This window comes from Parasphingorhabdus sp. (genome assembly GCF_039982415.1).
In the GTDB taxonomy this organism is placed as follows: Bacteria; Pseudomonadota; Alphaproteobacteria; order Sphingomonadales; family Sphingomonadaceae; genus Parasphingorhabdus.
The window spans coordinates 95,061-118,063 of record NZ_JBDWYL010000005.1 but is presented as its reverse complement, the minus strand read 5'-3'; the positions used below and the strand labels follow the sequence as shown (position 1 = coordinate 118,063).

Annotated in this window: 18 protein-coding genes; 11 read left to right on the top strand and 7 right to left on the bottom strand. The window is 51.2% G+C overall.

Features of this window, described 5'->3' with window-relative positions; all coding sequences use genetic code 11:
• Nucleotides 1-37: 37 nt before the first annotated feature.
• From ABJU74_RS05430 to ABJU74_RS05410, 5 genes are all read right to left on the bottom strand, one after another.
• Entirely contained in the window at nucleotides 38-877 is an 840-nt protein-coding gene (locus ABJU74_RS05430; protein ID WP_348383140.1) for an SDR family NAD(P)-dependent oxidoreductase, read from the bottom strand.
• A gap of 65 nt (nucleotides 878-942) precedes the next feature.
• Nucleotides 943-2,163 (bottom strand): CCA tRNA nucleotidyltransferase, encoded by a 1,221-nt coding sequence (locus tag ABJU74_RS05425; protein WP_348383139.1) that lies wholly within the window; start codon nucleotides 2,161-2,163, stop codon nucleotides 943-945.
• Nucleotides 2,160-2,771: a CoA pyrophosphatase gene (locus ABJU74_RS05420; RefSeq protein ID WP_348383138.1), complete on the bottom strand. Its 612-nt coding sequence runs from the start codon at nucleotides 2,769-2,771 to the stop codon at nucleotides 2,160-2,162. The genes ABJU74_RS05425 and ABJU74_RS05420 overlap by 4 nt, the downstream gene beginning before the upstream one ends.
• Entirely contained in the window at nucleotides 2,768-3,361 is a 594-nt protein-coding gene (locus ABJU74_RS05415) for a DUF1285 domain-containing protein (protein ID WP_348383137.1), read from the bottom strand. The genes ABJU74_RS05420 and ABJU74_RS05415 overlap by 4 nt, the downstream gene beginning before the upstream one ends.
• Before the next feature lie 74 nt (nucleotides 3,362-3,435).
• Nucleotides 3,436-3,960: an N-acetyltransferase gene (locus ABJU74_RS05410; RefSeq protein WP_348383136.1), complete on the bottom strand. Its 525-nt coding sequence runs from the start codon at nucleotides 3,958-3,960 to the stop codon at nucleotides 3,436-3,438.
• A 151-nt stretch (nucleotides 3,961-4,111) separates the two neighbouring features.
• Here ABJU74_RS05410 and ABJU74_RS05405 point away from each other — a divergent pair, with 151 nt between their 5' ends.
• Nucleotides 4,112-4,969 (top strand): DUF1499 domain-containing protein, encoded by an 858-nt coding sequence (locus ABJU74_RS05405; protein ID WP_348383135.1) that lies wholly within the window; start codon nucleotides 4,112-4,114, stop codon nucleotides 4,967-4,969.
• A gap of 15 nt (nucleotides 4,970-4,984) precedes the next feature.
• On the opposite strand, the gene ABJU74_RS05400 is transcribed toward ABJU74_RS05405, so the two are convergent.
• Complete coding sequence (locus tag ABJU74_RS05400) at nucleotides 4,985-6,166, bottom strand: PQQ-dependent sugar dehydrogenase (protein ID WP_348383134.1); 1,182 nt, start codon at nucleotides 6,164-6,166, stop codon at nucleotides 4,985-4,987.
• Nucleotides 6,167-6,342: 176 nt separating this feature from the next.
• Here ABJU74_RS05400 and ABJU74_RS05395 point away from each other — a divergent pair, with 176 nt between their 5' ends.
• The 7 genes from ABJU74_RS05395 (at nucleotide 6,343) to ABJU74_RS05365 (ending at nucleotide 17,168) form a co-directional block, all read left to right on the top strand.
• A complete protein-coding gene (locus ABJU74_RS05395) occupies nucleotides 6,343-7,662 on the top strand; it encodes an isoprenylcysteine carboxylmethyltransferase family protein (RefSeq protein WP_348383133.1) in 1,320 nt (439 codons plus the stop codon).
• A 43-nt stretch (nucleotides 7,663-7,705) separates the two neighbouring features.
• The gene (locus ABJU74_RS05390) at nucleotides 7,706-8,287 is read left to right on the top strand and encodes a DNA-3-methyladenine glycosylase I (RefSeq protein ID WP_348383132.1); all 582 of its coding nucleotides are present in this window, start codon (nucleotides 7,706-7,708) and stop codon (nucleotides 8,285-8,287) included.
• Nucleotides 8,288-8,359: 72 nt separating this feature from the next.
• Nucleotides 8,360-9,574 carry an FAD-binding domain-containing protein gene (locus tag ABJU74_RS05385; RefSeq protein ID WP_348383131.1) on the top strand — a complete coding sequence of 405 codons (1,215 nt, stop codon included), beginning with the start codon at nucleotides 8,360-8,362 and terminating at the stop codon, nucleotides 9,572-9,574.
• A 146-nt stretch (nucleotides 9,575-9,720) separates the two neighbouring features.
• Nucleotides 9,721-12,072 (top strand): EAL domain-containing protein, encoded by a 2,352-nt coding sequence (locus ABJU74_RS05380; protein ID WP_348383130.1) that lies wholly within the window; start codon nucleotides 9,721-9,723, stop codon nucleotides 12,070-12,072.
• Nucleotides 12,073-12,187: 115 nt separating this feature from the next.
• On the top strand, nucleotides 12,188-13,189 hold the full coding sequence (locus ABJU74_RS05375) for a low specificity L-threonine aldolase (RefSeq protein ID WP_348383129.1): 1,002 nt from the start codon (nucleotides 12,188-12,190) through the stop codon (nucleotides 13,187-13,189).
• Nucleotides 13,186-14,115 (top strand): DMT family transporter, encoded by a 930-nt coding sequence (locus ABJU74_RS05370; protein WP_348383128.1) that lies wholly within the window; start codon nucleotides 13,186-13,188, stop codon nucleotides 14,113-14,115. Before ABJU74_RS05375 ends, ABJU74_RS05370 begins: the two co-directional genes overlap by 4 nt.
• Before the next feature lie 248 nt (nucleotides 14,116-14,363).
• A complete protein-coding gene (locus tag ABJU74_RS05365; RefSeq protein ID WP_348383127.1) occupies nucleotides 14,364-17,168 on the top strand; it encodes a tetratricopeptide repeat protein in 2,805 nt (934 codons plus the stop codon).
• A gap of 54 nt (nucleotides 17,169-17,222) precedes the next feature.
• On the opposite strand, the gene ABJU74_RS05360 is transcribed toward ABJU74_RS05365, so the two are convergent.
• Nucleotides 17,223-18,023: an SDR family oxidoreductase gene (locus tag ABJU74_RS05360; RefSeq protein ID WP_348383126.1), complete on the bottom strand. Its 801-nt coding sequence runs from the start codon at nucleotides 18,021-18,023 to the stop codon at nucleotides 17,223-17,225.
• 91 nt (nucleotides 18,024-18,114) lie between these two features.
• Here ABJU74_RS05360 and pepN point away from each other — a divergent pair, with 91 nt between their 5' ends.
• The 3 genes from pepN to ABJU74_RS05345 are packed head-to-tail and all read left to right on the top strand — an operon-like array spanning nucleotide 18,115 to nucleotide 22,958.
• A complete protein-coding gene (gene pepN, locus ABJU74_RS05355; protein ID WP_348383125.1) occupies nucleotides 18,115-20,727 on the top strand; it encodes an aminopeptidase N in 2,613 nt (870 codons plus the stop codon).
• A 22-nt stretch (nucleotides 20,728-20,749) separates the two neighbouring features.
• Nucleotides 20,750-21,514: a peptidoglycan editing factor PgeF gene (gene pgeF / locus ABJU74_RS05350; RefSeq protein ID WP_348383124.1), complete on the top strand. Its 765-nt coding sequence runs from the start codon at nucleotides 20,750-20,752 to the stop codon at nucleotides 21,512-21,514.
• A gap of 37 nt (nucleotides 21,515-21,551) precedes the next feature.
• A complete protein-coding gene (locus ABJU74_RS05345; RefSeq protein ID WP_348383123.1) occupies nucleotides 21,552-22,958 on the top strand; it encodes a DASS family sodium-coupled anion symporter in 1,407 nt (468 codons plus the stop codon).
• Nucleotides 22,959-23,003 lie beyond the last annotated feature (45 nt).

The following is a 23,003-nucleotide window of genomic DNA, read 5'->3' as shown; positions in this document are numbered from 1 at the left end:
ATTCTGGCGAGCAAAAAGCCCGCATGCTCAGTGCGCTTCAGCTAGCGTTCGCTTTTTGAAAGGCCGGGAATTGTGCGCAAGCATCATAGTCGGCTTTGATCTGCGCGTGCCGCATATCAATGCCGCCGGCAAATTCTGGGTGAGTGAAGATATAAAAGCGATTATCTTCCACACATTCTACTGTCCATTCCGCGACATCGGCAGGATTCAGTCCGGACCCAATAACGGTTTCCATGGCTTTAAATTGGGGATCATCTTCGCTGTTACCGCCAGTTGGTTTGTCGAGCGCGCTGCGATGGATATTGGTCTTGACCCAGGCCGGGCACAAAACACTGACACCGATATTACTCGGCTCGAGTTCCGGTTTCAGTCCTTCAGAATAGCCAACCACGGCAAATTTGGTCGCGTGATAGGGGGCCATGCCGGCGGTGGCGCCATGGCCGGCCATTGAAGCGGTATTGATAAAATGACCTCCTTCGCCATGGCTTTGGATCAAGGGTGTGAAGATCTCGACCCCATGTGCGACACCGATGAGATTAATATCGACGATCCAGCGCCAGTCTTTCATGGCAATCTCGCCCGGGGTGCCGCCCAGTGCGACGCCGGCATTGTTAGCGACGATGTGAACTTTGCCAAAGCGCGCGATGGTAGCGTTTGCAGCGGCGCGCATCTGCTTCTCATCCGCAACATCGCAAAGCACGGCAGCGGCTTCGATATTTTGAGCTGTCAAAGCTTGAACCGCTTTATCAAGCTGCAATTGATTAAGATCCGCGAGCATGATTTTAGCGCCCCGTTTTCCAAGAGCCATTGCGAGCGCAAACCCAATTCCAGCGGCCCCGCCGGTAATGAAGGCAACGGTTTCTTGGTCTATTTTCATATTATCATCCTATTTTGGGGTGTTGGATTGCGCCGAATATTGTGGGCTTAATCAGGTTCAGAAGCTCATTCCGCTGAAATTTGCAATATGATTTCTTGTGCAATTGCGCGGGTGCGCTCTTGATCAGGAAAATCTTCGGCAATCCACTGGGTTTCGACACGCTCTAGGCATTGGGTAACAATCGGACCCGGTGCCAGACCCAGGGCGATTAAGTCGCCCCCGGTGATCGCGAAGGCCGGTGCAACCCACGCGTTTAAAGTCGCCAAACCAGAGACCAGATTGGTGCCATCGGCATATAGAAGAAGGATATCGCGGACCGCGTCCGTTCCATGCCGATAAGCCAAAGCAGAGATTTGAGATGGTGAGAAACCACCTTCCTGTGCGGCAACGACCAAACGATCTTGAATGGCGCGTTGTTGTTTTTTGGACAGGCGCAAGCTTTTGGCGATAGCGATTGTCTCGGCCGGCTCCTTGGGCAGCAGCCCAACCAACCGCCGGATGGGTGCGGGTTTGATGTGATTGGCTTCCTCGCGCAAAATGAGGCCAGCCAATAGGGTACCAGCCTGCGGATCGATGGCGGACACGATATGTGCGAAAATATCGGCTGCGATCATTTCTTGAACGGCGTAAACAGGATCGTCCGCGCTGAGCAATTTCATCAGTTCATCGGCTATCCGCTCTCTCGATAATCGGTCTAGATATGGTGCGGCTTTGCGGCAGGCATTAAATGTCTCTTGATCGACCGTATGTTGGCCGAGCCCAGCGAGAAAACGAAAATAGCGCATGATCCGCAAATGATCTTCCGCAATACGCTTGTCTGCCGAACCGATAAATCGGACGCGGCGGGCTTCGAGATCTTTCAGGCCATCGAAATAGTCGTAAACTTCCAGGGTCTGAAGATCCGCAAATAGGGCATTGATCGTGAAGTCGCGGCGGGCCGCATCTTCTTTCCAATCATCGCTAAAGGCAATCGTAGCGCGCCGCCCATCGGTGGAGACATCCCGGCGCAATGTGGTGATTTCTACCGGACCGTCTTCGGTAACTGCTGTGACTGTGCCATGAGCAACCCCGGTTGGAATGACCTTAATATCTGCTTTTTTCAGCCGATCCATAACCTCCTGCGGTTTGAATATTGTGGCCAAATCAATATCTTTCACCGGACGGCCGAGCAATGTATCGCGCACCACGCCGCCCACCAGCCGGACGCTGTCTTGCTCACCATCGAGCACAGAAACCAGATGAAGTAGCGATGGCGTTTGCAGCCAGGGAGCGGCAGGGAGTTTCACGCGGACCAATCCAAACGTTTTGACAGGTTGACCAAAATTCCCGCTGTAATTCCCCAGATGCGGCGATTTTTCCAGTTTATTTGATAATATTTTCGTCTCGCGCCACGCCATTCCCCAATATGCGCGCTTTGATTTTTCGGGTTCAGGACAAATTCCAATGGGGCTTCAAACCAGTCTTCGACTTCATCCGGGCTCGGTACGAGCGGTAGATCGGGTGGGATCACGCCGACAATCGGTTGGATATTATATCCACTGCCGGAATGATAACGGTCGGTTGCACCGATAATATCAACCTCATGTGGGTCGAGGCTGACTTCTTCTTCGGCTTCGCGCAAGGCCGCATGGACGGCGTCTTTGTCTTCCGGATCAATTTTACCTCCCGGAAAGGCCACTTGTCCGGGATGATTGCGCATATGGTCAGGGCGTTGCACAAGAATAACGCCGGGATCAGGACGATCAGTGATGGCGATCAGGACAGCTGCACTGCGCAAACTGTCCAAATCGGGGATGAAATCCCGCTCATCGGACAGCATATGATCGAGATCGGCGGCGTGCCCGTTTCGCAAAGCCTTGCTGAGCCGGTTTCTCAAATCTGCGCTGTCGGTCATTCGGGCCGGTCAATCGGAAAAAAGGCACCGTTGCTCCACAGTCCGAAAGGATCCAGATCATCATCCAGCGCATATTCCGCTATCTGATAATAAACTGGCCGCGCCAAAACCGCCTGTAGTCCGCCGCGAACATGAAGATAAGGACGAACCGCATCCTGTTTGTGGGCGGCATTTGGGCTGGCCGTGCTGTTGGGAAAGTGCAACATATGAGCGCTATCCGCCATAACGAGATGATCTGTGTTCAACCGGAAGCCCAATTTGCGATCGACGCCAGTGCCTTCATTTTCCACTTCCACAGCGATAAATGGCGCGTCATCAACCGCTATATGAAGCTTTTGATAGGGGGTCACCAAAGCAAAGCTATTATCCGCTTCATGGCGCAGCAAAGTTGAAAAGGCGCGGACCATGGCTGGTCGATTTATCGGCGATCCCTGATGATACCATGTGCCATCCACGGCAATGCGCATCTCGCTGTCACCCTGTTCTTCAGGCTGCCAGTCTTCCACCGGAGGCAATTTTTGGGCAGCAACCATTTCTGCAATGTCAGCAAGAGACAAGGACGCTAGCGCGGGCGGCGGAGTATAAGGCATGATGATGGCCTATTGAGAATATTGATGCCTGTAAAGTGGGAGGGGAAACTAGGTGGAATCTAGGCTAGGAGAATTTACCCGTTTTGCCCCGGAATCCAGGGCCCTAATTTGCCTTTTTGGGGTAGGATTTTGTCGGCAGAAGCCCGCACCAAAAGCCGTTCTGGATCCCAAGGGCCAGGCAGTTTCCAGCCCGATGTGCGATCAGGCGAAAAGCCAAAAAAGCGATCATAATAAGCCGGATCGCCAATCAGGATAAGCGGGAGGTTCTCATCCTCATGCAATTCCTTGAGCAAGCCGTTCATCAAGGCCTGTCCGACGCCTTGACGCTGGCAATCCGGATGGACGGCCACCGGGCCGACCATGATCATCGGATGTAATGCGCCCGCTTCATCAGTCAGCGCCACCGGCCAGCATTGTAAGGTTCCGAGCAGCTCATTTTCCGCCATGTCGACTGCCGCTACGCTTAACCCTTCAAGCATATTAACGCCTTCGCGCACTTTATATGCCGTCCGCTGCGTGCGCTGCTTGCCAAAGGCGGAGTCCAGCAGCTGTTCCACCAAAGCAGGATCGATTTCGGCAAGCGGGATGATCGTAGTCAAAATAGCGTCTCATCGTTCGGGAAAGATCAAGAAATAGCGCACTTAGCTGCAATATTCCACGCTGTCGAGCGCTGTGCTGCGGGTAAAGCTATGCCGATTGCACAATCGCTATGTCCGGTCTAAAAGATGGCAATTAAAGGGAGCGACGCGCGTGAATAGTGAACAAGAACAGCAACCACAAACAGAGCAACCCGTGGCGGAAAAAGGGGCGATCGCTAGCAAACTGGCAAAATGGGGTCAGGATTTAAAAGGACGGACGGTATTTGTCCTCGCTATAGCCTCGGTTGTCGTCTTTTTCGGCGCGTCATTTGGTTCGGGACTAGGATTATGGGGCTGGCAGGCCGGACTTAAGATCTTGCCCTGGACCGGGTTGGCCGCCTTGATTGCTTTGATAATCGCGATTGTTGGTATCATTGTTGATCGCCGCAAAGGCCGCAAGACGCGTTGGCCAATGCTCGGCTTGGGCGCGTTTGTATCGGTTGGATTTTTGGGCTTTTTACTCAGCTATGTGATGACCGGTGCCTCGCTGCCGGCAATTCACGACATTACGACCGATCTGGCTGATCCTCCCCAATTTTCGGCTTTGACCGTAAGAGCTGATAATTGGGATAATATTCCCGGGGCGGATGATGATGCGATGCGCGGCATGAATCCTCGGCAACGCTGGGCAACCTTGCATCAAGACGCTTATCCCGATGTCCGGTCGGTGCGCATTGATCAGCCCGTGGCGGAAGTAATTGAAAAGGCAAAGCGGTTGACCGAAGACCGTGGCTGGGAAGTTGTCAGCGTTGATCCAGCATCTGGGCATCTTGAAGCAACCGCGACTATTTCGCTTTTCCGGTTCAAAGATGATGTCGTTATTCGGGCGCGGTCAGCTGAAAATGGGGCTGCCAGCATCATTGATATGCGCTCTGTATCTCGCGTCGGTGTTCACGATCTAGGCGCGAATGCCAAGCGAGTGCGCCAGTTTTTGAGTGACTTGTCGGGAACAACCAGCGCTTCGCAATAGCCGGATTATCCCCGATTAACGGGCTGGGGTCAGTTTAAGCAACCGCCCGCCTTCGCCATCTTCCAGAACCCAAAGACCGCCATCGGGACCTTGTTCCACTTCCCGAATGCGGCGTCCCATATCATAGCGTTCTGCCTCTTCCGCGCTGTCGCCGTCAAACGACACCCGAATTATCGCTTCGCTCGCCAAACCACCGATAAAGGCGCTGCCTTTCCATGCGGGGAAGAGATCGCCAGAATAGAAAATCATACCCGACGGTGCGATGGTGGGAACCCATGCCACTTTAGGCGCTTCAAATTCTGGGCGCGTAGCGTGATTGGGGATTTTTTTCCCGTCATAATGATCGCCTTCCGATACAATCGGGTAGCCATAATTAGCCTTGGCGTTGACCAGATTAAGCTCGTCACCATCTTTCGGACCCATTTCCTGGTTCCATAAGCGGCCCTGGTCATCAAAGGCCATGCCCAATATGTTGCGATGTCCCGAAGACCAGATTTCAGGCAAAATATCATCTTCGCCGACAAAGGGATTATCTTCCGGAACCGAACCATCCGGATTGAGCCGGATTATCTTGCCCAAATTGCCGGTCATATCCTGTGAGGGGTCAAATTTTTGGCGCTCGCCGGATCCGATGAACAGATATTGGCCATCGGGAGAAAAGACCATGCGATGAGAATAATGGCCGCGGCCGGTTACTTTGGGATTTTGTGTCCAGATTTTGGTTAGATTATCCAATGCCGGTGCTTCGGCTTCGACGTCGGGCGAATTGGGTGCGAGCGACAATGTCGCATGCGCAACCACGGCACCGCGCGTGTCATTATCACCCGCTTCGACCCAACTGAGATAGATGCGACCGCTGGTGGCGAAATCCGGGGCCAAAATGACATCGCCAAATCCACCCTGACCGCCATAATCCACTTCCGGAATATTGCTGATTTCGGTCTTTGTACCGTCTTGATCCACAAGCAATAAATTGCCCTTTTTCTCGGTTACCAAAAGGCGACCATCGGGCAAAAAGGTCATTGCCCATGGTTCGTCAAATTCGCCGATTTCGGCTTTTGCAAAGGGGATCCGGTCAACCGGCGAGATATCGGACGTGGCTTCTTCTGCATCGCCTTGATTGGCTTGGGCGCCATTGCCGTTGCTGCAGGCGAAAAGGATGATCGATAGTCCGGTGGCGAGGGTTAAATTTCTCATTTTGGTTCCCATAATCATATTTAGCGGTGGCCCTGTTGGTTCGCGGATGACAGCAGCAGCGGTCGCTGCGCAACGTTTTTAAAAATATAGCGAACTCGCTTGATAATTCCTAGAATATTCGGCCCTTTGGGTAATGTTCACGGGTTGCTTACCATTTCTGGTTAAAGCGATGGCCTATGTTCGCAAGCAAATCAGAGGCCGATGATCCGCGCCCGCCTTCGGCGGTGTCCAGCGGTGTGGGCGTTGCGGGCCTCGTTGGATTGGGCTGTTGGATCCTGATTGCGCGGCAATATGGCCTGGATGGCCCCTATTCTGCGCTGGTTGCCTGCCTGTCTTGTGGTTTGCCCATGGTTATTTGGTCATTGCTTTATGACAAGGTGCATCTGCGGGCATCGACCGGGATTAATTGGAAAAATCCAAAACCCTGGAAAAAGACATTTGATATTAGCATCGCCAAAATAGCTGGGCTATGGGCGACATGGACAATCATTGCGCTCATCTATTGTGTCGGTCGTTGGTACTGGACCGGCCAGTATCAATTTTCGATGCAGATGATGGAGTTTGCAGCGCCCATCCTGATCGCGCTGTCTATACCTTATGTGATGTGGATGGATCGTCATTTTGTCGAACCCAAAGACGGCGCTTGGCATTTCGGTCAGTTTCTGATGGGCGCGCGTGGCGAATATGATCGTGAGGAAATCTATCATCATTTGCGGGCTTGGGCCGTCAAAGGGTTTTTCCTGGCTTTCATGATTTCCATTGTCCCGGGCGGCTTTGGGGAAATTGTGCGGCTTGATATTTCTCAGATCATCCACAATCCCGTAGCCATTGCCCATTGGCTGATCGTGGCTATGTTTGTTGTCGACGTGCAGTTTGCCACTGTGGGCTATTTGCTGACGATGAAACCGCTCGATGCGCATATCCGGACCGCCAATCCCTATCTCGCTGGTTGGGTGGCTGCGTTAATCTGCTACCCGCCCTTCATCTTAATGGACGGCCCTTTAAACTATAATGTGAACACCGCGGACTGGGCCTATTGGTTTGAAGGTCATACGACAATATTAGCTATTTGGGGCGGGATATTGGTGATCCTCACTGCGATATATGCGTGGGCAACCGTGGCCTTCGGATTGCGCTTTTCCAATTTGACCCATCGCGGCATTTTGACTCATGGGCCCTATCGCTTCACCAAACATCCCGCTTATGTTGCAAAAAACACCTATTGGTGGCTGGCAACTATGCCCTTTTTGGCGACCTCAGGCAGCCCGTCCGATATGATCCGCAACAGCGTTATTATGGTAGCAGTAAGCGGCGTCTATTACTGGCGCGCCAAAACAGAAGAGAAGCATCTGTTAAGCGACCCGGCTTATAAAGAATATGCCGAATGGATGGATCGCAACGCGCCCATTCCCAAGGCTGTAAACTGGCTCAAAGTGAAAGTGGGTTGGTGGCCACCGGCAGAACCGCCTGCACCTGAAATTCAGCCGGCAGAATAGAAGCGCAAAGAGGCTATGAAAAACCGATAAACCGGTTAAGTTCATGCCTATGACAATTATCGGTACAGATGGAAAACACCGTTGCTTTGGCGGGCAAGCGGGCAAAGAATTTTATGGTCAATATCATGATGAGGAATGGGCCATTCCGGTTCATGATGATCAGAAGCTTTTCGAGAATTTGATATTAGAAGGCGCTCAAGCAGGATTGAGCTGGGAAACAATATTGAGAAAGCGAGATGGCTATCGCCGTGCCTTTCACAATTTTGACGTTCGTCTTGTTGCGCAAATGAGTGATGCGGAATTGGAGGCGTTACGCCAAGATGAAGGGATTGTGCGGAACAAGTTGAAAATCTATTCAACCCGAAAAAATGCTCTGGTCTTTCTGGAGATGCAAAAAGAATTTGGCAGTTTTGACAACTGGCTTTGGGCGCATGTTGACGGCAAACCGATTGTCAATCGGCCTCAGGATTTTTCGCAGGTGCAAGCGACATCCGCAATCAGTGATGCGATTTCTAAACAGCTTAAAAAGCGCGGAATGAGCTTTGTCGGCAGCACGATCATCTATGCCTATATGCAAGCTGTTGGCTTGGTAGATGATCATTTGGCTGGTTGCTGGCAAGCCTGATCCGTCGCAAAATGGTTGGCGGATTCAATCTGTTTGGTTGGCAAGGTCTAGATATGCTGCGATAGGGCCGCCATGATAGACATAACGGCTTCCCGAACAGTCGGCCTTGCACGGCTCGCGACCTTCACCCCCAATATGGGGCATAACTATGCCCATAAGCGCAATTTCGATTATGGTCTGGAGGCTAATCTCGCACAAGAAACGTGGCGCGATAACGTATCCAAATTGTCACCTTTTATTCGGCACAGGCTGATTACCGAGACGGAGTTAATCACGCTTGCCATCGAAGCGCACGGCGCGCAGGCGACAGAGAAATTTGTCACTGAGATTTTGTGGAGAGCCTATTTCAAAGGATGGTTGGAACAGCGTCCTGAAGTCTGGGCGGATTATGTGCACACAAGAGACGTGCAATTTAAATTGCTTAAAGCGGATGGGGGACGCCGTAATATATATGAGAAAGCCATAGCCGGTGAGACCGGCATAGATGCGTTTGATCATTGGGCAAAGCAGCTGAAAAGCCATGGCTATTTGCATAATCATGCGCGCATGTGGTTTGCCAGCATTTGGATTTTCACCTTGGATTTACCCTGGCAATTGGGCGCTGACTTTTTCTTGCAATATCTGTTGGATGGCGATGCGGCGTCTAACAGCCTGTCTTGGCGCTGGGTTGGCGGATTGCACACTAAAAGAAAAACCTACCTCGCCACCCAAGATAATATTGTGCAATTTACCGATGGGCGGTTTAAGCCCGTAGGATTGGCAACCACAGCCAATCCGCTCACCGAAAACAAAAATTACAAGTTGCGCCCGCTGAAAATACCGCCGCAACCGCCAGCTGCATCGGCTTTTGCGCTCTTGGTTCATGAAGAAGATTGCCGCCCGGAAAGTTTGCAATTGCCGCAAAAACCGTCTTTGATCATTGGTGTGAGCGGGCCAGATGGGAAAAGCCCCCGCGGCGTGTCCGATCAAGTTCGCGCCTTTGCAAATCAGGCGGTGGACGACGCCATTACACGCGCCGCCGACCATTTTCAATGTGATAAGATCATGTGGAAAAAAGGCGAAAAACTGCAAGATATTCTCAAACGCGCGAAAATTGAACGGCTTTTGTCGCCTTGGCTTCCGGTTGGCGCATTGAGAGATGCTATTGGCAAAGAAATGAGAGGGAACAACGTGCGATGGGTGATGCGGGACTATGATGCCGCTCTTTGGCCCTTAGCTACAAAGGGCTTTTTTGCGGTTAAGAAAAAGGCCCCGGACGCATTGCGCGCCATCGGCATAAAACTGTAATTCACCGCTATCCTTATGGAATGACTGCACAAACCTATTGCAGACCTCATACCATTGCCGTTTGATCTCGTAAATCTATGTAAAATAGGGATAATAGGAAAATATTTACGAATTTTGGCTAGTCTTCAATGATCATGGGGACAAAAATGATTGTGCAAAATCCAATCGAAGAGCTGGGGCGCTCCGATCAAGATCTGATTTTACGAGAACAGCTTGCCGAACATGGCAAATCTGTGCGTGTCACTGTGTTTGCCAACGTGGTAAACGCGGCCATTCTTTCTTTTTTGTTTTTCGACCAAGTTCCGCTTGCGTTGCACTTCATCTGGTACGCAATTTTTGGATTGCTTTCCGCTCAGCGCCTCTATCTTTCAATACCGTCTCGCATGATTGGTGCAGCCCGAGAAAAACTGACTAAATTGAAAAATACGATAGCGCTCAATGCTGCTGGCTATGCTCTGGCCTGGGGCGGAGGCGTTGCTTCGCTTTTGTCGATATCATCGCCCAATCAGTTGATGCTGCTTGCCATTATTGGCGCCGGGAAAATGAGCACCGCAGTGGTTTCCTTCCGCCATATTCCTGAAGCATCACGCGCGTGGATCATCGTAATGTATACCGCGCTCACCATTGGATTGCTCTTCCTTGGCGGGATCGAAAGCTATGCAGCCATTGCTCTGCTCACCATGTTTGCGTCGGTTCTCTATGTGAACGGGGCTCATATTTTTGAGAATTTTGCCTATCAACTCGCGGCTGGTCAACAAATTCAACGCTCGGCCGAAACGGTGAAATTGCTGCTCAATGATTTTGAAGAACAAGCGTCTAGTTGGTTATTCTCTCTCGATGAGCAGGGCCGGTTGGTCAAAGTTTGTGAACGGTTTGCTGAAGTTGCACAACAACCGCGCGAAGCGATGAACGGTGTAAGCTTGGCATCGCTCATTGCCAAAGATGGTGACCATGATTTGTTGGTCGATCATATCGCCAATAACCGCTCCTTTCGCGATCTCACTGTCTCGGTTGATGCCGGTGAAACAAAACAATGGTGGACGATTAGCGCTCGGGCTGTCGAGGAAAGGCTCGATGCGGATGGCATTGTCTTTCGCGGTGTGATTGAAGATATTACGGCCCAGAAAAATGCAGAAGATAAAGTCAGCTATATGGCGCATTTCGATGGGCTTACGGATTTGCCCAATCGCCGTCTTTTCACCGAAACACTGAACCGCACGATACACCGTGCGAAACCAGAAGATAATGTTGCGTTGATCTTTTTTGATCTCGATCACTTTAAAGCGATTAATGACACGCTGGGACATCCCATCGGGGACAAGCTGCTGCAACGTATCGCTAGGCGTTTGGAGGCATTGGTGAAACCAGGGGATTTGTTAGCGCGTATTGGCGGCGACGAATTTGCCTTGCTGTTGACCGACAGAAGAGCGCAGCAAGCCCAAGATATTGCTGAAATGATTGTCGAACAAACTGGTCGGCCCTTTTTGGTCGATGATCATAATGTGGTTACCGGCGTAAGCGTTGGCGTAGCTGAATGGCAAAGCGATATTAAAGACGCAAATAAACTGCTGAAATATGCTGATCTTGCGCTTTATTCAGCCAAGGGCGCGGGAAGAAATCGTGTGGTTTGCTTTGAAGAGGGTATGGATGTCGCCGCCGAAGCACGTCGCAATATGGAACTGGATTTGCGGGCGGCGCTAGGCCGTGATGAAATGCGATTACATTATCAGCCGCTTATTGATCTGAAGACTCAGGAAAAAATTGGGTATGAAGCTCTGCTGCGCTGGGAACACCCGCGTAATGGGGTTGTCATGCCTGATGATTTCATTCCGCTCGCTGAAGAAACGGGCATGATTGTGCAACTGGGTGAATGGGTTATTCGCAAGGCGCTGGAAGATGCCGCGACTTGGGATGAAGAGTTGACGGTGGCGATAAACCTGTCTCCTTCGCAAATGCGTAGTGCGAGTTTGGTATCGACCATTGTCAATGCTTTGGCGCAATCTGCTATTGCTCCGCAGCGGTTGGAATTGGAGATTACCGAGAGTATTTTAATGCATGATAGTGAAGCCAATATTCGCACGCTTCATAGCTTACGCGATCTTGGCATCCGCATCTCGCTGGATGATTTTGGAACTGGCTACAGCTCGCTCAACTATCTGCGCAGTTTCCCATTTGACAAGATTAAAATTGATCGTTGTTTTGTCAGCGAAATCGATACACGAGAAGATTGCCGCGCGATAATCCGGTCGGTCATTAGTTTGGCGCAAAATCTGGGCATGACGACGACTGCGGAAGGTGTGGAACGGGAAGACCAGGTGGAAGAATTGCGCCTAGAAGGCTGTGATCAGGTCCAGGGTTTTCTATATGGTAAAGCTGAAGCCATTGGAGAATATACCGATTTGCGTTCCAATGACGCATCGGCTCCGCAAGTAGAAACAATTTATCTGCCCGCTTCGGATGTCCCATTGTTGCAAGATGAAAAGCGCAAAAAGGCTTAGGTTGAACAGAATCAAATCAGCAGCCATCCCGGGAACAGAGTAACACAAACCGGACAGGTCCACTGTCGGTCATGATATTCTTGACGCAGCGCTCAGTTCACAGCATGGCGATCGCATGCGATTTTTTTCAGACAATGCGGCCTCCGTTCATCCGCGCGTCTTGGCGGCGTTGCAGGATGCGAATGGACAAGATACGGCTTATGATGGCGATGCCCTCAGCGCTCAGTTGAGCGGCGCTTTTTCTGCGCTTTTTGGTACCGATGTCGAAGCCATGTGGGTGGCCACCGGCACAGCCGCCAATGCTTTGGCTTTGTCTGCAATCTGCCGGCCGCATCAAGCGGTGATCTGCCACAGCGAAGCCCATATTGAACAGGATGAAGCCGGCGCTCCCGGCTTTTATACGGGCGGTGCCAAATTGATGTTGGTCGACGGCGAAGGGGCTAAAATTTCGCCTGAAACTGTGGATCAACGCTGCGCTGCTATTCGCGACGATGTCCATCAGGTACAGCCCGCTGCTGTCTCGCTGACAAATGCATCGGAATATGGTCTCGTCTATTCACCGGATGAAGTGAAATCAATTTCGGACCTGTGCAAAAAACGAAATTTGCGCTTGCACATGGACGGGGCCCGCTTTGCCAATGCCGTTGCGTCTCTCGATTGCCATCCGGCGGATATAAGCTGGAAAGCTGGCGTTGATATATTGAGCTTCGGTTTTGTCAAAAATGGCGGAATGGGCGCAGAGGCGTTGGTATTCTTTGATAAAGAATTGGCCAAAGAAACCCATTATCGGCGAAAGCGTGCTGGTCATTTGCAATCCAAAGGACGGTTTCTCGCGGCTCAGATCTTGGCGCTTTTGGACAATGATCTGTGGTTGGACAATGCGCGCTCCGCCAATCAAGGCGCACAGATTATAGCCGTTGCAGCAGGCAACCGTTTGATCCACCCGGTGCAAGCCAATGAGATATTCATCAGACTGACAGCCCATGAGGCGAATATCCTCCGTCAAGCGGGGTTTGATTTTTATGATTGGGGGGTTGGCCAAGCGCGGCTGGTTACCAGTTGGAATCAGAGCGTCGATGATATCACACCATTGGCTGAGGCTATTGCTGCCTTATGAACGCTGAACCGGGGAGTGAACCCAACTTATTCAGCCCGCGCATTTTGATTCCGTTTCTTTTGGTATCGCTGATCTGGGGCTCCACTTGGTTGGTCATCAAAGATCAAATTTCCGACGTCCCGCCGAGCTGGTCGGTCAGCTATCGCTTCATGATTGCAGCATTGGCAATGTTTGTTCTGGTCGGACTGAAAGGCCTTTCGTTTCGATTGGGCTGGCCCGGGCAATTTTGGGCGGTTTTAATTGGCATTGCGCAGTTTTCGTTCAACTTTAATTTTGTCTATAATGCTGAACTTTACATCACATCCGGATTGGTAGCGGTGCTATTTGCTTTGCTAATGGTGCCCAATGCAATTTTGGGGCGGATATTTTTGGGACAGCGGATTAATGGTGCTTTCCTGTCAGGATCCGCCATTGCTGCAGTCGGTATAGCGCTCTTATTCTGGCAGGAATATAAGAGTTCGCCAGCCACGCTTACAGATGTGTTGCTGGGCGTGGTGCTGACCATTGGCGGCATATTGTCGGCATCTGTGGCCAATGTCATGCAGGCCTTGCCACGACTCAAAAGCTATCCGATTCTGAGCCTATTGGCATGGGCCATGCTTTGGGGTGCGGTCATAAATATTGTCCTGTCATGGATCACGGTCGGCCCGCCGGTCATTGAAACCCGGTGGGCCTATCTTGGCGGTATTTTTTATCTCGCCATTGTGGGTTCCGTCATAACCTTCCCGCTTTACTTCTCCATATTACGCGAAATCGGCGCCGGCCGAGCGGCTTATTCCAGCGTGCTGGTCCCGATCGTCGCGATGATTTTGTCAACGCTATTTGAAAATTATATTTGGACGATTTTGTCGGCGGTCGGCGCATTTTTGGCGATGGCAGGGCTTTTGGTGGCTTTACGGGCAGGCAAAGCGAAAAAAGAGAAATAAGCATTCAAGCGAAGAGGGAACCACTAAAATGGGAGCCTCGTTTTTCGCCTTAAATTGCGGCGCGGAACGCAGTGCATATATAAGAAGCGATCTATCCTCTCGATCTATTTAGTATTAAACCGCAACCAAAAGTGAATATTCTACCCGGTTCAAAATAATCGGGTCAAATCCTGAAATATAAAAGAAACTAACTCTTGTTTTTGCGGATAACTGGCATAAGATTACCGAAACAGGGGCACTAAACGAATATGAAATTCTGCGTTATTATGCTGGCCGCCTTGGTCAGTTTTGTGGTGGGATCCACCGCGCAAGCATCTCCAGATTTGAAATTTGGGCAACCCGGACAATGGGTGGAAATTGCTGATCTCGATCAGATATTGGAAGACAATCCAAATAGCGAAGCGGTTCTGGTGATATTGGATCAGCAAGAACAATTGCAGCCGGGGAAGGTCACTTCCTATCGCGACGTCGCAGTCCGTATCGATTCCGCCAAAACAATGTCTAGCATGATGTCGCTTTTCCGTCCGATCTGGCATCCTGATCAAGGGGATCTGACCGTGCATCGCTATGAGATTGTCCGCGGATCGGAAATAATCGATTTGACCGCAATTGACGGTCTTTTTGAAGTTATTCGTCGCGAGAAAGATTTGGAACGGCAGCAGGTGAACGGTATGTTGACCGCTATTTCTCAAATCGAAAATCTGCAACTCGATGACATTGTGCGGATGAGTTTTACCGTTACGGAGCAAAATGAAGCGCTGGCGGATAGAGTTCAATCATCCGGCGGCTTTGTTACGGCGACGGTCAAAATTGATTTTAATCGTCAATTGGTGCGCTGGCCCAAGAAAATGAAAGTCAAATGGAGGGGATCCAAAGAGGAAATAATCCCGGCAGAGGAAATTCGCGACGGTTGGAATATCTTGGATTTTGACTATCGTCCGGAAGAACCGCCCGTAAAAATCCCGAAAAACGCGCCGTCGCGGTTTAAACGGGGCAATTATTTTGAGGTGACAAGTTTTGCATCATGGAAAGATGTGTCTCGCGTGAACGCAGCGCTTTACTCTTTCGATGATGGAATTGTCGCAGGGGGTGATTTGGATCAAGAAATTGCGGCCATTGCCAAAACGACATCCGACAAAAAGAAGCGAATGGCACTGGCCTTGCAACTGGTGCAGGACAAAGTGCGCTATCTCTACAATGGCTTAGGGTTCGGTAATTACACGCCGCAAACGCCGGAAAAAACCTGGCAAATTCGCTATGGTGATTGCAAGGCGAAAACATATTTACTGATGGCGATCTTGCGCCGTCTGGGAATTGAGGCCGTCCCGATGTTGGTCAGCACCAGCAGCGGCGATACAGTGGTTGAACGGCTTCCGACCTTCCAAGCCTTTAATCATGTTATCGTGAAAGCGAGACTTGATGGGAAGGTCTATTGGTTAGACGGAACAGGGAGCGGCACGCGCTTGTCTGATTTGGGGGATTCGCCATCGCACCGGTTTGGCTTGCCAAGCCTTAAAAGCGGCTCCGAACTGGAAGAAATTCCTATTCGCCGTCCCGGACGCGCCTTTCAAATGGCCAGTGTAACCTATGATTTGACGGCGGGGACACATTTGCCGGCAACATTTAGCTTGCAAGCAATGCTGCGCGACCGCGATGCGATTAAGCTTAAAGAAGCAAACGCGCAATTATCTGATAAGAAAGCCAAGGAAATGCGGAAAGAAGTCGCGTTGCGTTATGTCTTAGACGGGCTGATCTCGGAAACCGAATTTACCTATGATGATGAAAATCAAACCGGTTATCTAACGGCCAAAGGTTTGTCCTATCTGGATTGGGAAAACAAAGCCGATCAACGCGAGCATGAGCTTTGGAGCATGTCGGAAACGATCAAGATTCAAAAGAGCCGAGATGAGGAAAAGCTTCGCGACTTACCAGTACGATTGGGATATCCGAATTACTTTAAATATCATGTCACCTATAATCTTCCAGACCGATATGCGGCAGCCAAATTGTCCGGAACGATGGAGTTAGATGAAGAATTGGGAGGATATCGCTTTAACCGGTCCGTCCGCAAAATGGGCAATCAAGTCGTTTCCAAAGAAGAATATTATAATAGCCGCTGGGAATTGCCTGCGGCAGAATTTGAATTGGAGCGTCAGCAATTAGCTTTGGTCAAGCGGAAGAATGTAAAAATTACATTGCCTGCAAATGACGCGAAACCTTGGCAGGAAACCGCCCGTTACAAATCTTCGGCAGGGATTGAAATCCATCGTCAGGCGTTTGACAATCACGTGGTGTTGGCGAAAGCCGATGATGATTCCGCGCTCACCAACCGCGCTTATTTTTTTCAAACTATCGGGGAATATGATCGCGCTATTGCGGATTTACAGGCCGCAATTGCGATCGAGTCGAGCGCGGAAAACTATAAATGGATTGGCGATTTGCAACTGGGCCCTGACCCTGAAGGCGCGATTGCGAGCTACCGTGCGGCGCTCGAAATCAAGCCTGCTTATTTCTCGGCGCTGTTGGAATTGATCCGGCTGCATGTTCGGCGCGAAGAGTTTAAAGAAGCGCAATCTGTCCTCGACCAGGCCAAGAAAAATGGATTGAGCGGGACCAGTGTGGATTCGCTGGAAATAGAGATTCTGCAAGCCGATGGGAAATTTGAAAAGGCACTCGGCATCATCAATGCACTGGTCGATGAAGATCCCGATGATGACAGCTATCTCGCCGATAGATGCATGCTTCGTGCGATGGAAAATATAGATCTCGATGCCGCATTGGAAGACTGCACCAATGCTATCGAATTGGCAAAACGGAGTGCCTATTATCATTTCGTTCGCGGGTTGGTTCACTATCGGAAAGGAGATTTTCAACGGGCTGTGAAAGATTTTGACAAGTCTCTCAAAGCCAATGATCGCTCTGGTTATGTCTATAAATTCCGTGCGGCAGCGCACGGCAAAATGGGCGATGCTGCTGCTTCTGCTGATGATCTCCAGGCCGCGACATATTATTATAAATATGCCGGCTGGTATTGGGGTTATTTTATTGACTGATATTTTGGCGCGCCGGTTCTGGCGATTGTCATTGCAAGGCCGGGCCGGTTGTAACTATTTCATCAAGGCGGTCATACCGGATTTGTAATCGGGATATTGGGGTGTCCAATTTAACGATCTTTTGGCTTTGCCATTGGCGACACGGCGATTTTCCTCGTAAAATCCTGCTGCTGAGGGCGAGAGATCTGCATCTGCCAGAGACAGAAGTGGCGGCGGTGCAATACCCAATAGCCGTGCGGCAAAGGCTATGACCTCATGTTGAGGCGCTGGCCAATCATCTGCGATATTATAGACGCCAGCGGGACCATCAAATGACGCCAAGATAGCCGCAATAATATCATCCACATGGATCCGGCTGAACATTTGTCCGGGCACGTCAATCCGTTTCGCTTTGCCTTGTTCCACCCGGGTCATTGGATTGCGACCCGGTCCGTAAATTCCGGGCAGTCGCAACACGCGAACATCATTGCGCAAATTTTGCCAATCAAGGTCGGCTTGGCTGCGCGCTTTGCGGCGCCCCAATCCAATCGGAGCGCTCTCATCCACCCAAGCGCCGTCAACATCGCCATAAACGCCGGTTGAGGAAAGATAGGCCGTTGCTTCAAAAGTCGCTGCCCGGATTGCCGATCCATAATGATCAAGCACGGGATCGCCGCCATCCCTGGCTGGTGGTACCGAAGAAAGAAGATGTGTGGCTTGTTCAAGGGCGTTTTCTATTGAGGCTTTATCATCAAAGGCGATCGCGTCATCACTAGCGATCCTTTTTGTTCCGGTGACATTCCAACCTTGGCGGCGCAAGGTCGCTGCCAACCGGGAACTCGTATAACCCAATCCAAAAATAAAAATATGTGGCATCTATTTTTTATATCCTATCGCGGGCCGGCCGGAAGCGCTGGACCATAAACGCAATTGCGCGACGTGCAAATGGCTCTTATGGCAGAAAACTATGCTCGATATTCAAAAGACCGAGGCCGCGATAGCTGCCGATCCGCCCGCCATTATCCGCCGCGAGGATTATCGGCCGCCTGCCTGGTTCGTGCCAACAATCGCGTTGGATTTTCAGCTCGGTCTTGATCAAACAATTGTCCGTTCGACACTGGATGTTCGGCGATCAAAATCAGCAAAATTTGATGAAATTCTGGTGCTTGATGGCGATGGATTAATCCCGACTGCGGTCAAGGTCGACGGTGCAACCTGGACGGATTGGCAACTGGTTGAGGGCAATTTACATGTGCCGCTCACCGGGCCGGCTCATATTGTCGAGATAACAGTTGAGATTGATCCATCGACCAACACTCAATTAATGGGTCTCTATGCTTCGCAGGGCATGTTATGCACGCAATGCGAGTCTGAAGGCTTTCGCCGCATCACATTTTTCCCGGATCGGCCCGATATATTGAGCCGTTATTCGGTACGGATGGAAGGCGATAAAAATCTATTTCCAATTCTCTTGTGCAATGGCGACAAAGTCGATCAGGGCGATAGCGAAAATGGACGGCATTGGGCACAATGGAATGACCCCTGGCCGAAACCAAGCTATTTATTCGCATTGGTTGCCGGGGATCTTGTCGCCAATTCTGACAGCTTCACCACCCAATCCGGCAAGCCAGTGGAACTGAATATCTGGGTTCGCGACGGCGATTTGCCGCGGACCGGTCACGCCATGCAAGCGCTTAAGGATTCCATGCGCTGGGATGAGCAGGTTTACGGCCGCGAATATGACTTGGGATTGTTCAACATTGTCGCCGTCAGCGATTTTAATATGGGAGCGATGGAAAATAAGGGCCTGAATATTTTCAATTCCCGCTATATTCTCGCTGATCCCGAAGTGGCGACGGATGGCGACTTTGATGGCATTGAAGGCGTGGTGGCCCATGAATATTTCCACAACTGGTCAGGCAATCGTGTCACTTGCCGGGACTGGTTTCAATTGAGTTTGAAAGAAGGCTTCACTGTTTATCGCGATCAGAGCTTTTCCGCGGATATGGGATCGGCGGCGCTCAAGCGCATTGAAGATGTCCGCATATTGCGTGCGGCCCAGTTCCCCGAGGATGCTGGTCCTTTGGCCCATCCGATCCGGCCGGAAAGCTATCAGGAAATATCCAATTTTTACACGGCCACTGTTTACAATAAGGGCGCTGAAGTCATTCGCATGATGGCGACTTTATTGGGCGTGGATCGGTTTCGCAAAGGAACGGACCTTTATTTTGAGCGCCATGATGGCGAAGCGGCGACCTGTGAAGATTTTGTTGTGGCCATGGAACAAGGCGGTGATATCGATCTGGGACAATTTCGCGCCTGGTACATGACGCCAGGTACTCCGCGTGTTGCCGCCAAACTGACCCATGATCCCCAAACCGGCACAGCCACGCTGCAACTGAAACAAAGCCTGTCCGCTGCCGGCGGCCCATTGAAGCCGTCACACATGGTGATCCCACTGAAAATTGCATTGCTCGATCCGAGCAGCGGTGACCATGATGGTGAGCAGCTGATTGTGATGGATCAAGCGGAGCAGTCTTTTTCTTTTGGCGAGCAGATGGATCATCCTATCCTGTCGATTAATCGCGATTTCTCGGCTCCGATTATTTTGGAAAGCAGCCGCAGCGCCGAAGAATTGGCTTTTCTGTCAGCCCATGACGATGATCCTTTCGCTCGGTTTGAGGCCATGCAACAACTCATGACCGGCTATTTATTGGCGCAAGTATCTGGCACACCAGCTGATCGGGATATTATATTGCAGGCGGTTGGAGCGGTGCTGGCGGATGAGCAAATTGACCGGGCGTTTTTAGCGGAATTGCTGCAATTGCCGAGTGAAGCTTTTCTCGGGGATCAAATGGCGGAAGTTGACCCGCAGGCAATTTACGAAGCGCGAGAAAAGTTGCGCGGAAAGATCGGTGTTCAGTTTGAACGCAAGTTTCGGCGGCTTTACAAACAATGTACGCCCGCTCCCTTTTCTCTCGATGCCGAGGCCCGCGCAGCGCGCAAATTGCGCAATGTGGCATTGGCCTATATCGCAGCTTCGCAAGTCGAAGATGCGGCCGAAATTGCTTATGAGCAATATTTGGATGCGGATAATATGACGGCGATGCAGGGCGCCTTGAATATTTTGTCGCACATGGATTGTGAAGAAAGAAGCTGGGCGTTTGATGATTTTTTCAAACGCTTCAAAGATAATGCTTTGGTCCTCGACAAATGGTTTACTTTGCAAGCCATGTCCCAACGAAGTGATACGGTGAAGCGGGTTGAAAATCTCGCTCGCCACCCGGATTTCACTTTATCGAATCCCAATCGCGTTCGGGCCCTCTATGCCGGTTTTACAAGCAACCCCGTTCGCTTCCACGATGAATCCGGCAAAGGCTATGCGCTTTTGGCAGACATGGTCATCGCTTTGGATGGGCAAAACCCTCAGACCGCTGCGCGCTTTATTCCGCCGCTGGGTCGATGGCGACGGTTCGAACGAGGCCGGTCCGAATTGATGCGCCTGGCACTGGAGAAAATAGCCGCAACGCCGGATCTGTCGAAAGATGTATCCGAGCAGGTTAGTAAAAGCCTCGCTTAGCGGCGGCTTTGACGGACAAGATATGGCCCTGGATATAGAACAATCTGAACTTCTCAACGGTTCAGCCCATGGGTTTCTGGGCCGATCCGGCGGATTATCAACCGGAATATATGCCGGTCTCAACGTTGGCTTGGGTAGTGATGATGACCGTGCAGCGATAGCGGAAAACCGGCAACGGGCAAAAAATGCAATTATGCCCGGCAGCGCCCTCTCAACCTTATATCAAGTTCATAGCGCAGATGTGGTGACCGTTGACAAAGTCTTCCCGGTTGATGCGCGGCCGCATGCTGATGCGATGGTTACCGACCGACCGGGGCTGTTGCTGGGGATACTCACCGCAGATTGCGTGCCGCTTTTGCTTTATGATCGGAAAGCACAAATTATCGGCGCGGCGCATGCCGGCTGGAAGGGGGCGATAGGCGGTGTGACGGATAATGTTATCGCTGCGATGGAAAAATTGGGGGCGTCGCGGGACAATATTGCCTGCGCAATTGGTCCGTGCATTGCCCAGTCCAGCTATGAAGTCGATGCGGGCTTTCGCGATAAATTTACTGAAACCGACAGCAAGAACACGCTATATTTTGAAGCCGGTCAGCCGGATCATTTCCAATTTGATATTGAAACCTATGTTGCTGACCGCTTGATCGCGGCGGGGCTTTCTGCTGTCGAAAAATTGGGTCTCGACACTTATTCGCTGGAGCAACGCTATTTTAGCTATCGCCGCAGTTGCCATCGCGGGGAAGCGGGCTATGGTCGGCAGATATCGCTTATCGGATTGCCCGCTTAACTGAACCGGCTGCAACAAGCGTATAGGGGAGTGACAGATGAACGCCCAGCGCATCGGACTATTTGTTGGTTTGGCGGTGTTTCTGACCATGCTGTTGCTTCCGGTTCCGGCCGCGATGAGCCCAGCGGCATGGCATGTTGCCGCCCTCACAATTTTAATGGCGACATGGTGGATGACCCAGGCTGTCCCGCTCACGGCGACCGCTTTGCTCCCCTTTTTGGCTTTGCCCGTTATGGACGTCATGGATGTCAAAACAACAGCGAGCCAATATTATTCTCCGATTTTGTTTCTGATCTTGGGTGGTGCTTTTCTTGCCTTGGCCATTGAGCGGGTCGGGCTCCATCGCCGCTTGGCATTGGCGATAGTCAACATGGCCGGCAAAAGCGCTTGGGGCATATTAATAGCATTCATGGTGGCAACGGCGCTGCTCAGCATGTTGATATCCAACACCTCTTCCACCTTGATCATGATACCCATTGCGGTCGCTGTATTGGTGGCGGGCGGTATCAAACCCAAAGAAACCGACGGGTTTGCCGGGGCGTTGATCATGGGCGTTGCTTTCGCTGCTTCCATTGGCGGGCTGGGGACATTGGTAGGCAGTCCCACAAATGCTATCGCCGCCGGATTGATCAACAAGACATTGGGCATGGATATTGATTTTTTGAGCTGGCTCAAATTTGGTTTGCCGGTGGTCCTGCTCGGTTTGCCCGTTTGTGCTGCCATATTGATCATGGTCCAGAAAGTTGGTCGGCATAGTTTTGATGGCTTGCGCGCCAAACAAGCCATTGGTTCGCCGGGTCCGTGGAGCCGACCGGAAAAGCGTGTTGTTCCGGTGGTATTGATCGTGGTCCTGGGTTGGCTTTTCTTACCTCAGATTAAAGCGGTGCTTCCAGATGGCGCGGTTCATGATGGCAGCATTGCTATTTTGGGCGGATTATTATTATTCCTTCTTCCCGACGGCACTGGCCGCAAATTGCTCAATTGGGAGGAAGCGGATCGCGCACCATGGGGTGTGATCATGATGTTTGGTGGTGGCCTGGCTTTGGCCGCCGGTATTATTGAATCGGGCTTGGCGGAGTGGCTGGGACTGGCGCTGTCTCCCCTCAAAAATGTTCCCGTCCTGTTAATCGCGGTTGCGCTAGTAGCGTTGGTTATTCTGGTGACGGAATTCGCTTCGAACGTGGCCACGGCCAGCGGCATCATGCCGGTGGTCGCGAGTTTGATATTGGCGACCGGGGTGGATCCCGTATTGCTCGCCATGCCAGCAGCCATGGCTGCCAGTTGGGGTTTCATGCTGCCTTCGGGGACAGGACCCAATGCCATAGCTTGGGCGACCAACCATATCGAATTGCCGAAAATGCTGAAATCAGGTTTCATCCTCGATCTGGCAGGCATCCCGATCATAATTGGCTCGATTTGGATGGTTTCATTTGTAATCAGTTGACTATTCGGGCATGAGCGCTGCCAATAAAATCCCACGGTGGAGAGA